Consider the following 12,887-nt stretch of genomic DNA (forward strand, 5'->3'; position numbering starts at 1 on the left):
ACACCGAGACGAGGATTGGCGCCTGAACAGGCGGGGCCTTTTATACTGCTTTCAGGCGAGGTCGACTGGGTAGGCTCGGCTGAGGAAGCCCATGACAGGGTACCGACGTAGATCCCTGATCCCCGTGACGGACCCTACGACCAGCAACCCTACGGGCAGACTCCGTGTAATGAGGTGCTGGTGTGCGGCAACAAGGGCTGGCACCGCTTCCGGCACGGGCCGCCGCACATCCTTAAGAATGAGGAACCCCTCTTCCTTCAATGGTCCGGCGGCGGCTACCTGACCGGCGACCAGTTCGTACAGCGGCCAACCTGACTCGCCAACGACCCGCTGTGCAATCTGGATAATCTTCCGGCTGGCGGCAGGACTCCCGCAACTGGCCAGCGTCAGCAGAGACGTAGTTCCCGGGCCATTGGCAAGGTCATACACCAAATCCGATTCCCACTCGTCTACGTCCATTCCCGATCAAACCTTCCATTCATCTCGTTGTTATCCTTAGCGGTTCGACCCTGAGTGGCATCGGTTCGGCCGGCCAAACCAGGACACCATTGCCGTTGGTAGCGAACTCATTCGCGAGGACGTCAACCCGTGTCACCGTGCCGTCCTTATGAACAAGGTCGTATGTCCGTCGTTGGTGCCAATGACCAGCGAACAGATGCGGAGGCCGCAATCGCCGCACCACCGTATCGAGGAGAATTCTGGTTCTCTCCGCCCGGGCAACGACGTCGGCTTGAAGCTTCAGATCCCCTGTCATGGGGACGGAAGCTGGCACATCGTGGGTGATCAGAATGTCCACTGGGCCGCCTGCCACAAGCAGGTCAGCTTCTTCCTGAGTGGGCTCCTCATTGGCCCACCAGTCTTCTCCCTCGGTCCTATGTTTCCGATCGATGCTGTAGGCGCCGCCGAGACCGCCGATGGTGAGGCCCTCGATGAGGGTACGGCCGCCGCGGGGAAGGATCCTGATGTTGGACCGAAAAGTGGCAAGACCGTCGGCTTGCATCTCCAGCTTTGCCGCGGAGTCGTGGTTGTCATGATTACCCAAAGACAAGATGAGGGTCATCTCGCGTTCGACTAGGATGCGGTTGAGCTTCTTTTCGAATCTGCCTCGGTTTCGGCCCGGGAAGTCCAGACCAAGATCACCTACATGGACGAGGATCCTCGCGCCGGCTTTTGATGCTGCATCGAGGCTGCCAAGCGCCCAGCCTAGGTGCCCATGCCAGTCCCCGAAAATAGCAATTGGGTGAGGTTCGGTAGCCATTCCCTCACCCTAGTTTGCGGGTGTGACAAACCACGGCGAGACGTGCCCTCGTCCAGTCTGCATCTCTTAGATAAAGGATCCATCGACGAAAACTCGCGCAGCTTCCAGTGCCTTCTGCTGTTGACCTTCACACAGCGCATCCAGCGGCGGCTTCCCGTCAAGGAGTCGATTCTTCGAGTGCAACCACTGTCCGACCCCACGAGGGGTGAGTGAATCAGACAGCACCAAAATGATTTCGCGCAGTCCCACAAGCTGGGTGTAGGCACTTTGTCTCGGTTTGGCACCGTCCGCCTTCCATGCGCACACCGTATCGACGTCGATCTGGACGACCCGGGCTATGTCGGACGGGCTCACGCCGTAACCTCCGAACGCTTTGACGAACTCGGACGCTTCCACCGCATGAGCCAGCTCGTTGGCACTCATCGCTCTCCCTATCTGCAACTGAACTTAAAACGATCAAGCACCCGGTTCAGGCCTACCCATGCCGTTCACGTTGGACTTCAACATCTTTAGGTTGATCTGCGGTCCTGGAAATTCTCCTTGAGGGATCATTGCCGCACGGCCAACTCTCTGTGCCGGTCTTCTTGGATCGCCGTGAGTAATGCGTCCTCGTCCAAACGTGTTGCCGCCGGAATGCTAACCCAGAGTCAGGGCCAGTATTCCGGGAGAAAGCTCATGGCGAACGGCGGAAATGCAGGAACGCGACCGGCTCTCTGATCTTTAACATCCGCGTGGTCGCGGGGAAGGTCAGTGGAAGACTCTGTGGGCTCATCATCGGAACTGAGAAGACCAGCGTCAGAGCGTTCAAACATGTTTCCTCCAGTCGGCGGCACTCGTCGCCATTAGCCGAAATCCTGCCAGCGCCGTATGACAATTTACCGATAGGGGCCGGTGTAGAGCGCTGATATAGGTCCGTTACTTGTCTGCAGGGGCGATCTAGCTGACGCTAAAATCATGAAACTAGCGGAAAGGGACTCCAAATGACGACCTTCCCACCTTCTGGCAGCCAAGACGGATACTTGCCGCCCGAGATCAAAGATGTGGTCGGCGAGCTGAGCCTACTCCTGACTCCGCGGATCGTTGCCAGCATAGCGGGACACCAAGACCCGGACCTAGTGCGCGAATGGGGTGACGGAACCTCAGTTCCCCCAGATTCTGCCGACACGCGACTTCGCTTCGCCCTCGAAGTACTAAGTACCATTCAGCGCGCGCGGCATGCCAGCATCGCACAGTCATGGGCCATCACCGTGAACCCTCGACTTGGATACACAACCCCTGTGAAAGCAATTCGAGAGGACAGATTCGTCGCCGCAGCTGCAGCGGCGAAGGCGCTACTTGATGAAGCTTACGACGGCTAACAGTGAGTACCGGTGGTGGATCGGACAGGGGAGAGGATCGGTCCCGCGCCATTCCTGTAACCGCCGGTTTGCCCGTGAAGAGGCTGCGCGTATCTACGCATGGTCCAGTCCATGAATAATGCCCCCATCCTGCGGTTGGCCATCGTGGAGCGGGCCGGAACTGGACGAGACGTTCTCAGCCGGCACCTACGCGCCCTTGGCGTGGACATTGTTCACTTGGCCCCAGCTAACTTCACCGCCTTGCCTAACCGAGATCTGGAGGACCGTTCCCGGCCGCTGCCGGACATTGACGCGGTCCTTTGGCGGCTGCCGCCGGAAACGTACCCTGCCATGGAAGGCATCGCCCGGCACTTCGAGGTCAACGGTATCCTCGTCGCGAATCCACTGTCGACGCTTGAGGCAGCAGCCGACCATAGGGACACCATACTGCGCCTGCACGTCGCCGGCCTGAAGACTCAACTGTCGTCCGGGATCTACCCCGGCTGCACCGTGCCCGCAGGTATGACCGCCCGACCCGCCCTGGGTGCAGAGGAACCTGTCACCGGGGTGCGCCTGGCCCCGGCAGTCACCGTCCCGAAGGATTCCTGCGCGCCGTGGATCATGAGCGTGTCCGTGGATCCGGCCGACGTCGTCCGGCAGCTGGTCGTTGACGGGAGGGTCGTCTGCACCTACCTGATGAACCCGCGGCGCAGCTACTTCCAGCCTTCCGAGACTCAGGTGCAGGCTGCCCTGACTGCAGCCGAAGCGTGCGGCGCGCTGATCTCCTGTGTGAGCTCCACCCACGGCGGGGAAATCATCGGCTTCGATCCGTCCCCAGCTATCCCTGCGGAGTTCGCTGAAACGGTCGCCGCTGACCTGATCATCGGCGTGACCCGGCTACTGCGTGAACGGGATGATGGTGCTGCCCAAATTAAGCCGCCGGCGCTGCGCCTTGTGCGGTGACACGAGCATTACTCCGTCTGTGCGTGGCAGACGAGAGATCAACCTTCAGTAGCCAGCCTTCTCTTGACAGATGCACCCAGCCGAGGATCATCAGAGTACAAGACATCGGACCGACGATGGGAACAATATGGTAGCTAACGACGGCAGCACGGGAATGACGATTCAGATTGAGTTGGTGCCTGAGTCCTCGTCTGACGCCGTGGCCTCGCGGATCCCTGGTGCGATCTCGGCCGCGGCAATTGTGCCAGGCGCGGTAGCCACGATTTTCGCAGCTGATGATGGTGAGGTGTCGGTCTACAACCACCTGGCCATGCGTGCCAGCGACCCAAGGCAGACCTACGCGGGCGTTCCGGCTCCCGCGCCGGAGGTTCATTTCTCGGGATCACTTGATCTGGGCGGTGCAGCCTGCGACGGTGAATAGCGCTACCGCCGCAGGGTTCCCGAAGGACCTCATCCTCCTCCGGGTTTCTGAGATGGACGCCAGATTAAAGTGGCAAGGGATCAGTGAGAGCTCGGGCTCCGTAAGTGGGGGCGAAGCGCCGCCAGTGGGAATTCCGGCAGGCTCACGGGCAATCGTAGTCATGCCCTCCTGGACTTCAGGTTTAGCTGGCTTTGACGACCGGCAGATCAGCCCATTCGGTCGTGTACCGCGGGGAGGAATGCTTCCGGCTCATCGTCCAGTCCGGCGGGGCGAGCATCCCGGCCCGGCCGAGGCCGATGCTGGCGGTCCCGTACTTGCCCTTCACCTTCCCGAGCAGGTTACCGATGTTGCGGTGCTCGTGGACGGAGACGAACGCATCGAACTGGGGCTGGTAGCCGGCGGGGGAGAGGTCGGTGAGCATCACCCCGGCCCGCGCATACGGGACGCCCTCCATGAGGACCCCGTTCAAGGCGCCGACGGCCGCCTTCGTGAGGATGACCGGATCCGCGGTCGGAGCCGGCAGCTTCACGGTCACGGACGGGAACGAGGAGGCGCTCTGGTGGAAGTGCGAGGTGCCGGCGAACACGGTCATCACCTTCGCGAGTTGCTCTCCCTTGGCCAGGCGGGCGGCTGCTGACTGGGCGTAAATGCTCAGCACCTGGTGCATCTCGGCGATGATGGTGACCGGGGTGGAGAAGGACCGGGAGAAGATCATCTGCTTCTTGTCTTCGCTCTCCAGCTCGAGCTCTATGCAGGGGATGCTGTTCAGCTCCAGGATGGTCCGCTGCATCAGGACGGAGAACTTCTTGCGCATCACCACGGGGTCGGACGCTTGCAGGTCAGCGATCGTGAAGATGCCCATCGAGTTCAGCCGCTTCCCGAGCCGGCCGGCCATACCCCAGATGCCGGTCACTGGGACGCGCGACATGATGTGGACGACATGGGCCGGCGGCATTGTGTCCAAATTGCAGACACCGTTCATGGCCGGGTTCTGCTTCGCGATCCGGTTCGCGAATTTGGCTAACGTCTTCGTCGGTGCGATGCCCACACAGACGGGCAGGCCCGTGTTCCGCAGGACGGTCCGGCGGATCTTTTGGCCTTCGTTTACTAGCTCTTCAGGCTCCCCGGACAGTCCACAAAATGCTTCATCAATCGAGTAGATCTCAACCCAGGCAGCGTGCCGTCCGAGGAGCTCCATGAAGCGTGAGCTGAGGTCGCCATACAGCTCGTAGTTGCTGGAGAATTTCTACAGGTTCCACTCTTTTGCCCGGGCCGCCAGCTTGAACCAGGGTTCACCCATCGGGATGCCCAGGTCCTTAGCCTCGCTGGACCTCGCAACGACGCAGCCATCGTTATTGAACAAAACTACCGTCGGGATCCCGGCCAGCTTGGGGTCGAAAACCCGTTCACAGCTGACGTAGAAACTGTTCGCATCCACTAAGGCGATCCGTGACGGTCTCCTGCGGGAGGGGTCGCCCGCCGCTGTTGAGCGCTTCTCAGGCTGGGCAGAACTGTGTTCATTCATCTTGCTCTTCAATCAGTGGGTGGTTCACCGGTCGGTTGGTCATATGTGGACGATCGAGCCTACATCTACGGTTCGCGAGGCGGGACTTATCTCTTGATGCCACGACGATATGTGGTCGCACAGACCAACGACCGGGGCGTTGCACCGAAACCATAAGGCGACCGGAGCACTTAGTGTCCGCGTCCAGAGCTCTCTGGCTGAGGGGCGGAGGGCCCCATCGAGATCGACGCGGGTTCACGCGCGGCTCATAGACTGAAGCTTCACAAACACGTATAGGGGACAAATGCATACCGACTCGACTGGCCAACTCAAACTCGGGCACCTTCTTCAGGCAGCCGGCTTAGGCCCCGCCGACGTCGTCGTCATCCGACACACTCTCAAGGGGCTTGCCGCAGACGGGGCGGTGGCATACGGAGAATCACTGTGGGACTACACGCGGACTCAGAGTCTCATCGGCGGCAAGTTGCCCATGATTCCTCCCCGGATCTGGCTAGTCTTCCTCGGTGCCCCAGGCCGTCTTGGCCGGTTCATTACGGCGTATGAGAATCACGGGGAAGTCGTGTCCGAACGCACCGAGGTCCAGCGGTTCTTCGACCTGACACCGTCTGATGTTTTCTCCGCACACACGGACAGGCTCGTCATCGAATGGTCCGGTGACGCGGTGAACTGGGCGAAGCCAGGTGACCAGGCGGAAGGCTTTGCCGTGGTCGAGGTTGCGGACAGGGCTCAGGTGGCTTTCCCGGGCTTCGATTCAATCATTGTCGACTTCGCAACACTGCAGGAAGTTGTGGTGGACTCCCGCTACCGGGAATGGCAGGCCGCCCTGGCATCCGTGAAGGGTGTCTACCTCATCGCGGACACCTCGACGCGTCGGCTCTATGTAGGGAAGGCTGACGGTGCTAATGGGTTCCTCGGGCGCTGGAGCGAATACGCCAAGACCGGTCACGGCGGCAATGCCGCCCTAGGCGAGTTGAACGACGCGGATCTTAACCATCGTCAGCATCTTCAGTTCAGCATCTTGCAGGTTTTCTCGCCTAACGCTCATACCCGCCTCATTGACAACGCCGAAATCCACTACAAGAAGGCCCTGCTGTCCCGTGGCGAAGATGGACTGAACCGCAACTAAATGACCGAAAAAAGCACACAACGTCAAACTCCGTCACGCACTACTCGCACACGCGAGTAGAAAAAGGGCAAATCAGCCCGATACGTTTACGCCCTTGGACACCTTATCCTCGGCTGAGGTCACTACGATGATTACCTCAAGTCCTCCCCGGAAGCCGGGCGTGAGTATTGCTGACGCCGCTTCCGTGTCGTATCCGTTCCCCGAGGTCCTGGTCGTTCGCGGTTGGTGTCGGCTAATCCGTGGTCGACGTAGATTCTTTCCTCGGGGCATTCAATGCAGCGAGCCCGTTGCGATGCGCGGTGAGGTCTTGCTCATTGCTGGATACGCGTGTGTACCCGCTCATGTGTCTAACCATCGGTTGGGACTGCTGAAGGTTTAGTTGACAGCTGGGGTTGATAGTTTCCTAGGCGGCTGTGGCCGCGTTGTTTATTGTCTCAAACTCGATCGGGGTCAGCCGGCCGAGGGCGCGTTGTCGGCGTTTACGGTGGTAAGTCCGTTCAATCCAGGTCGTGATGGCGAGCCTGAGCTCGTCCCTGGTTTCCACCGCTTCCGATTCAGGACGTTCTTTTGCAGCAGCGAGAAGAACGATTCCATCGCAGCGTTGTCACCGCAGGCACCCACCCGTCCCATCGATCCGCTCAACCCATGGCAGTGCAGGGCGGAGACGAATTTCCTGGATCTGAACTGGGATCCTCGGTCGGAATGAACGATGGTACCGGCGGGGTTCCTGAACGAAACAGCGTGATCCAGGGCCGCTACGGCAAGGGACGCTTTCATCCGACCGTCCATGGAATACCCGACGATCCGGTTCGAGTGCAGGTCTTTGATCGCGCAAAGGTAAAGCTTGCCCTCGTCCGCTTGAATTCTAGGCATCGTCGCAACACCCTGAAATTTAGGGAGCATGTTGTGGTCGGTCGACCTCGTGGAAAGCAGAACCTGCAATATATGGCGAAGGAGCGGGAGGAGTTCTTTCATCGTTTGGATCGTGGGGGCACGATTCGTGCTGTCGCCGCCGAGCTCGGGCTGAGCGTCGACTCCTGTTACAGGTGGCGCCGCGAGGCGCAGCTGTCCACAGTTCGCGTGAAGAACCGGTCGTATACGGATGCAGACAAGGCCGAGTTCTTCCGACGACTGAAGATCAGCGGGAACGTGTCGCGGGTGGCGAAGGAACTCGGCTTTGTCCGGGTCACCTGCTACAAATGGGCGCATCGGGCCGGGATCTTCACAGGCACGGATACCCGCGCTCAGCGGGCACGGTTTCTCGATCTCCGGGCTGCCGGGGTGAGTCGGGCCGCGGCGGCCAGCGAAGTCCAGGTCGATAAACGGACCGCGGCAGACTGGGACAAGGGCATCACCCAGATCACTGGCGGACGCCGCTACCCGGACGGGCGCGTGGTCCGCTACAACCAAGCGGCGATACTGGCCAATGTGAAGTCACCGCGCACCATCTACACACGAGGGACACCAGTTGACTTGGTGCGCCTCGAGACCGTTGTCGATGCCCGCTACCTTAGCCTGGTTGAACGCGAGCAGATCCACGATCTGCGCAGGAGCGGCCAGTCAATGCGTGCCGTCAGCCGGGTGTTGGGTCGCAGCCCGTCGACGATCAGCCGAGAGTTAGAGCGCAACGCGTCCCCAACGATCGGCTACCTACCTTATGCGGCGCACCGTACCGCTGCAGCACGCCGGCCGCGCCCCAGGTCCCGCAAACTCGACGATGGGGCTCTACGCGCCTATGTTGAGGTAAAGCTTCGGAAGCGGTGGTCACCGGAACAGATCAGCCACCGGATGGTGAAGGAGTTCCCCGAGGATCGGAGGATGCGGGTGAGTACCGAGACGGTCTATCAAGCGATCTACGTTCAGGGCCAGGGCGGGCTCAAGCGAGAGATAGCAGCCTCGATGCGTCGTGGGCGGACGAGAAGGAAACCCCGCCGTGATTCCGCCCATCGAACCAGACGTTTCATGGATCCCATGATTTCCATCGCTAAGCGCCCAGCCGAGGCCGACGATCGGGCAGTGCCCGGGCATTGGGAAGGCGATCTCATTACCGGCGCCCTGAACCAATCGGCGATCGGAACTCTCGTTGAACGCTCCAGCAGATTCGTCGCGCGAATGCGGTTTCGAGGAGCAATGGTGCCGCGACAGCGCCCCCGTCAGCCGAGCGGACGATCAAGAGCAGATACCTTGGTCTCTTCCCGCCGACCGGGCTAGGCTCAATTCGACCAAAACCGCCGTTGAATCCGCCGCCTTCTTTCTTACGTCCGCACTCTCGGGGATGAGATCCTCAGAATTGCAGGAGCTCCGCTTTGGCAGCCGCACGCGCGAGGACATGGGAAACGGTATTCTCCGCTACCGGATCTCATCCCGGCGGATTAAGGGACAACGATTCGGCGGTATCGACGATTCGTGGGTTGTCATTGAAGATGTTTACCGTGCCTTGGGGATGGTTGAGTCGCTGCAGAACGCTTCGCCAGGCGAGCTGCTCTTCACAAAGCAGTCGAATTCCGCCTCGGTCCGGTACGACCGCTTTCGCAGCTGGATGAACGGACCCAATGGGCAGCGCCTGGGGCTGGTACCGATTCCCGAAGGACCCGTGAATCCACGCGCGCTTCGCCGAACGCTGGCGCTGTCCATCGCCCAGCGCCCACACGGACTGATGGCAGCGAAGTATCATCTCAAACACATCAGCGTAGCGACCACGGAGGGGTATGCGGCACGCCCCGGGGGACACCAAGCAGCTCTCCGGGCCGAAATTTCGGCAGAAGAAGATGCGGAACACTTACGACTCACCATCGCAGCGTACGACGACTACAAGCAGGGAAAACTTCCCACTGGTCGCGGAGCAAAGGAACTGATCAGTCTATTCACTACCGTCGACGAAGCTTTGACAGGCCACCAACCCGGGCCCGCTATCGTCATCGATGATCGCCGGGTTGAACGCCTCCTCAAGGCAAAGGCCGAGAGTCTGCACATCGGAGCCGCAAACTACTGCTGGTTCACTGATCCCAAAAAGGCGTTATGCCTCCAACTGGCTGGGACGCCAGACGCTAAAGCACCACTCATCGGGCTCTGCGATTCGGGGCGCTGTCCCCAAGCGACGCACCACGGGGTACACCGCGAAGCCTGGGCAAATCACGCCGAAGCGACTCGCACGGTTTTTCTTGGCAACCCGCGAATTTCCAAACCTGAACGCGGCCGAGCTCAGGCAACCTTAGACAGGGCCGAACGGATTCTCACCGAAATAGACCACGCGACAGTCGCTCAAGGACCCCTCACATGAAAACGGACCAGCTGCAGACAGAGGACCGGATCCGGGCAGCTATCCGACGGTTGCTCGACGGCGAAGTCCCACCCGGAATGAAGCGCGACATTGCCAGCCTCTGCTCCCTAGCGAATGTCTCTCGCGCGACCATGTATCGGACCTACCCGCATCTCAAAGCCGAGTTCGAGCAACAACGGTCTCTGCGCGACAAGGGAGGGCCAAGCCCCAGCAGCCCACCGGAACAACAGCAGCGGCTGCAATCCGAAAGGACTAGGCTCCAATTCCGCCTTGCAGAAACGGCAAGGAAAGTCCGTGAACTGGAAAATTTCAAGGAACTCGCGCTTTCAAGGCTGGCAGCCCAGAACGAGGAACTTCTGCGTCTGCGATCCAACAGCACGAACGTAGAGAACAAGGTTCAGAGTATCCGTTGAGCCCAGACACGTCACAGGCCTGCTCGGGGGGCGTTCCTACCGTCTAGCTGACGACCCGCTATTCAGCGTCCTGCGTTGATTCCTCTTCACGCAATGACACCCACGACCCGTCGGCCATCACCGATTCAGGGGGTCTTGGCGGTAGGTGCCTATACAAGCTCGATCGAGTGATCCCTGTCTCGTCGACAATTTCGGTGATCGACCGTCCGGCGTCGCGTAAGTGTGCTGCATAGGCAAGCTTGGACGGATCGACAACGGAAGGCCTGCCTACTCTTTTACCCTGGCTCGTAGCCACCGACCGGGCATGCGATGCGCGCTCAATAGCGTAGGTTCGCTCCATTTGCCCGAACAACGCCAGCATGACCAGCGCTAGTTGCGACATCGGGTCATCCGGTTTAGCCGAATCCACCCTGATGGGATCGGCCAGGTTACGCACACCAATGCCCCGTTGGGCCAGATCGTGAATCATGTTCAAGGTATCGCGTACGGTGCGGCCGAGGCGGTCGAGAGTGTGTACTACGATGACGTCTCCATCGCGGGCGTAGGCCAAGGCTGTGTTGAGTCCCACCCTGTTGGTAGTCGACCCAGATTTCTTATCCACGTAAATGCGCTCACGAGGAATCCCCACAGCTCGGAGCGCGTCTATTTGCCGATCGAGGTCCTGTTTGGCGGTCGAGACGCGGGCGTAGCCAAGATCCATGTGCCCACCGTACCGGATGTCAGTTCCGTACGCACTTTATGGAATTCCTTTATGGAATTAGTTGTGGAGCAGGAAATGCCGCGTGCATTACAAGGAAAGTGTGATTGCGGTGAGTGTTCCACTTCTAAGGAAGTGAAACACTCTGTTAATTGGCCGCGGGTGCGTTTTTGAGTCCGTGCCAGCCGGTCCAGGCGGCTGCGAGCAGGAGGGCGCCGCCGAGGTAGAAGACGGCTCTGATGCCGAAGAGATCGGCGGCGATGCCGCCGAGTAGGAGTGAGATGAGCCGTCCGGATTGCCAGAGCATGTCGAAGGTCGCGAAGATACGTCCACGTAGTTTTTCCGGTATCTCGGTCTGGAGCAGGGAATTGAAGGTGACTGCTCCGGTGGAGGTTCCCAGCCCGTAGACAACGAGGGCGGCAACAGCCGAGTACAGACCGGTGATCGTCGCGAGGACGGCGTCGACCAGGCCGCGCAGGACAAACGGCCCCAGTACAAATGCTGGGCGGCGGGGGTTGTCGGTGATTTTAGTGAGGATGAGGGGTCCGAGTGCGGCGCCGACGCCGATGGCTCCGATGAGCAGACCGAAGCTGGCTTCGTCGAGGCGGAGGTGGTCCTGTGCCAGGACCACGAGGAGTGCGCCGGTTGCTCCGGCTGAGAGGGCGGCCAGAAACTGAGTGGCTGCCAGTGCGCGCAGCAGCCGGTGCCCGGCGAGTTCGGAGAGCCCTTCGCGGGCGTCCCGGTACCACGAGGACCGTTGGGTGCGTTTGGGATGGGCCGGCACTTTCAGGCGCAGCAGGGCGGCGGCTGAGGCGAGGTAGCTTGCGGCGTTGATCCAGAACGCCCAGTCGTAGCCGAAGACTGCGACCACCACCCCGGCCAGGGGTGCCAGGACGACTTGGGAGATGACGGCGGCGGTCCAGATTCCGCTGTTCGCCGCCACCAGGTCCCGTTCCTTGACGATGGACGGCAGAACCGACTGGGCTGCCGGGTTGAAGAACACGGACGCAGCGGAGAGGCCGACGGCGATCAGGTAGACGTTGAAGACGTTGCCGTCCACGAAGGGCAGGGCAAAGGCGAGCCCAGCCCTGATCAGGTCGGCGGCGATCATGACTTTCACCCGGGGCAGCCGGTCTACTAGTGCCCCTGCCAGGGGAGCCAGGAGTAGAACCGGGATGATCTCGGCGATGACCACCCCGGAGACTCCGAGGCCGGAACCGGTCAGTGAGTAGACCAGCAGGACCAGGGCGACCGTGTTGAACGCGTCCCCCCATTGGGAGATTGTCCGGGCCGTCCACAGCGCACGGTAGGGGCGCTGTTTGAGCAGCGACGTTAACGAGGTGCTGGCGGCCATGTGCCGATCCTTTCAGAAATGCTGTACAGGTCGGTCGCTGGTCTCCGGTCGTGGACTGGGCAGGTGGGTGTCATGGGGTGACGCTTCAGCAACAGGATCGGGGACTGGAGGCGGTGGTTCTTACCTTGTGCCGGTTATTGGCTGCCGTCCTGTGGGGCCGGGTTGAGTATTGCTTCAAGGTCCGTGTCACGGATGAGTCCGTCGAGCCTTCCGGTTTCCTGTCCATCCTTGAACAGGATGAGGGTTGGGATGGATTGAACATCGTAGGCGGTCGCTGCATCCAGGTCTGTGTCGATGTCGATGCGGTATCCGGTGAACTCACCGGGGTGACGTCGGGCGAATTGTTCCAGCCGGGGTTCCAGGGCCCGGCACGGGGCACAGGAGGCCTGCCAGAAATCCAGCAGTATCAGCCCGGGTCGGGTGAGTGCCGCGTCGATGTTTTCGTGGTTGAGGATGGGGAAGGCGATCATGGGTGTTCCTTTCAGCGCTTTTTCATGCAGTACCGCACCGTCC

12 protein-coding genes and 2 pseudogenes are annotated in these 12,887 nt (G+C 60.5%); 6 read left to right on the forward strand and 8 right to left on the reverse strand.

All coding sequences use genetic code 11. The features are described from left to right. Positions 1-51 precede the first annotated feature (51 nt). The 3 genes from ACX80G_RS15230 to ACX80G_RS15240 all read right to left on the reverse strand — a co-directional run bounded on the left by ACX80G_RS15230 (position 52) and on the right by ACX80G_RS15240 (position 1,681). Positions 52-459: a hypothetical protein gene (locus ACX80G_RS15230; RefSeq protein WP_459308687.1), complete on the reverse strand. Its 408-nt coding sequence runs from the start codon at positions 457-459 to the stop codon at positions 52-54. A gap of 19 nt (positions 460-478) precedes the next feature. Next, a complete protein-coding gene (locus tag ACX80G_RS15235) occupies positions 479-1,258 on the reverse strand; it encodes a metallophosphoesterase family protein (protein ID WP_459308688.1) in 780 nt (259 codons plus the stop codon). A 66-nt stretch (positions 1,259-1,324) separates the two neighbouring features. After that, positions 1,325-1,681 carry a hypothetical protein gene (locus ACX80G_RS15240; RefSeq protein ID WP_459308690.1) on the reverse strand — a complete coding sequence of 119 codons (357 nt, stop codon included), beginning with the start codon at positions 1,679-1,681 and terminating at the stop codon, positions 1,325-1,327. 1,046 nt (positions 1,682-2,727) lie between these two features. Between ACX80G_RS15240 and ACX80G_RS15245 the strand changes: the two genes are divergently transcribed. Then, on the forward strand, positions 2,728-3,558 hold the full coding sequence (locus ACX80G_RS15245) for a hypothetical protein (RefSeq protein ID WP_459308691.1): 831 nt from the start codon (positions 2,728-2,730) through the stop codon (positions 3,556-3,558). A gap of 154 nt (positions 3,559-3,712) precedes the next feature. Continuing rightward, entirely contained in the window at positions 3,713-3,979 is a 267-nt protein-coding gene (locus tag ACX80G_RS15250) for a hypothetical protein (RefSeq protein ID WP_459308693.1), read from the forward strand. Positions 3,980-4,160: 181 nt separating this feature from the next. Here the strand turns inward: ACX80G_RS15250 and ACX80G_RS15255 are convergent. After that, positions 4,161-5,504 (reverse strand): annotated as a pseudogene (locus tag ACX80G_RS15255) (Y-family DNA polymerase). A gap of 283 nt (positions 5,505-5,787) precedes the next feature. Here ACX80G_RS15255 and ACX80G_RS15260 point away from each other — a divergent pair. Next, positions 5,788-6,630 carry a GIY-YIG nuclease family protein gene (locus tag ACX80G_RS15260; RefSeq protein WP_459308694.1) on the forward strand — a complete coding sequence of 281 codons (843 nt, stop codon included), beginning with the start codon at positions 5,788-5,790 and terminating at the stop codon, positions 6,628-6,630. A gap of 403 nt (positions 6,631-7,033) precedes the next feature. On the opposite strand, the pseudogene ACX80G_RS15265 reads toward ACX80G_RS15260, so the two are convergent. Then, a pseudogene (locus ACX80G_RS15265) lies at positions 7,034-7,485 on the reverse strand (IS3 family transposase); the annotation flags it as partial. Positions 7,486-7,575: 90 nt separating this feature from the next. On the opposite strand from ACX80G_RS15265, the gene ACX80G_RS15270 reads away from it, so the two are divergent. The 3 genes from ACX80G_RS15270 (at position 7,576) to ACX80G_RS15280 (ending at position 10,323) form a co-directional block, all read left to right on the forward strand. After that, positions 7,576-8,841 (forward strand): IS30 family transposase, encoded by a 1,266-nt coding sequence (locus tag ACX80G_RS15270; protein ID WP_459308695.1) that lies wholly within the window; start codon positions 7,576-7,578, stop codon positions 8,839-8,841. 64 nt (positions 8,842-8,905) lie between these two features. Beyond that, positions 8,906-9,910: a hypothetical protein gene (locus ACX80G_RS15275; protein ID WP_459308696.1), complete on the forward strand. Its 1,005-nt coding sequence runs from the start codon at positions 8,906-8,908 to the stop codon at positions 9,908-9,910. Continuing rightward, positions 9,907-10,323 (forward strand): hypothetical protein, encoded by a 417-nt coding sequence (locus ACX80G_RS15280; protein ID WP_459308698.1) that lies wholly within the window; start codon positions 9,907-9,909, stop codon positions 10,321-10,323. The genes ACX80G_RS15275 and ACX80G_RS15280 overlap by 4 nt, the downstream gene beginning before the upstream one ends. Positions 10,324-10,381: 58 nt before the next feature. Here ACX80G_RS15280 and ACX80G_RS15285 read toward each other — a convergent pair whose 3' ends face one another. From ACX80G_RS15285 to ACX80G_RS15295, 3 genes are all read right to left on the reverse strand, one after another. After that, positions 10,382-11,023 (reverse strand): recombinase family protein, encoded by a 642-nt coding sequence (locus tag ACX80G_RS15285; protein WP_459308700.1) that lies wholly within the window; start codon positions 11,021-11,023, stop codon positions 10,382-10,384. Positions 11,024-11,168: 145 nt separating this feature from the next. Next, entirely contained in the window at positions 11,169-12,374 is a 1,206-nt protein-coding gene (locus ACX80G_RS15290) for an MFS transporter (RefSeq protein WP_459308702.1), read from the reverse strand. Between the two features lie 134 nt (positions 12,375-12,508). Continuing rightward, on the reverse strand, positions 12,509-12,844 hold the full coding sequence (locus tag ACX80G_RS15295) for a thioredoxin family protein (protein ID WP_459308704.1): 336 nt from the start codon (positions 12,842-12,844) through the stop codon (positions 12,509-12,511). Between the last annotated feature and the right edge of the window lie 43 nt (positions 12,845-12,887).

It is taken from the genome of Arthrobacter glycogeni (genome assembly GCF_054510815.1).

Coding starts and splice junctions, on each gene's coding strand:
- ACX80G_RS15285 (WP_459308700.1), bottom strand. CDS start 11,023: ATGGATCTTGGCTACGCCCGCGTCTCGACCGCCAAACAGGACCTCGAT.
- ACX80G_RS15295 (WP_459308704.1), bottom strand. CDS start 12,844: ATGATCGCCTTCCCCATCCTCAACCACGAAAACATCGACGCGGCACTC.
- ACX80G_RS15260 (WP_459308694.1), top strand. CDS start 5,788: ATGCATACCGACTCGACTGGCCAACTCAAACTCGGGCACCTTCTTCAG.
- ACX80G_RS15230 (WP_459308687.1), bottom strand. CDS start 459: ATGGACGTAGACGAGTGGGAATCGGATTTGGTGTATGACCTTGCCAAT.
- ACX80G_RS15290 (WP_459308702.1), bottom strand. CDS start 12,374: ATGGCCGCCAGCACCTCGTTAACGTCGCTGCTCAAACAGCGCCCCTAC.
- ACX80G_RS15240 (WP_459308690.1), bottom strand. CDS start 1,681: ATGAGTGCCAACGAGCTGGCTCATGCGGTGGAAGCGTCCGAGTTCGTC.
- ACX80G_RS15275 (WP_459308696.1), top strand. CDS start 8,906: ATGAGATCCTCAGAATTGCAGGAGCTCCGCTTTGGCAGCCGCACGCGC.
- ACX80G_RS15270 (WP_459308695.1), top strand. CDS start 7,576: ATGGCGAAGGAGCGGGAGGAGTTCTTTCATCGTTTGGATCGTGGGGGC.
- ACX80G_RS15280 (WP_459308698.1), top strand. CDS start 9,907: ATGAAAACGGACCAGCTGCAGACAGAGGACCGGATCCGGGCAGCTATC.
- ACX80G_RS15235 (WP_459308688.1), bottom strand. CDS start 1,258: ATGGCTACCGAACCTCACCCAATTGCTATTTTCGGGGACTGGCATGGG.
- ACX80G_RS15250 (WP_459308693.1), top strand. CDS start 3,713: ATGACGATTCAGATTGAGTTGGTGCCTGAGTCCTCGTCTGACGCCGTG.
- ACX80G_RS15245 (WP_459308691.1), top strand. CDS start 2,728: ATGAATAATGCCCCCATCCTGCGGTTGGCCATCGTGGAGCGGGCCGGA.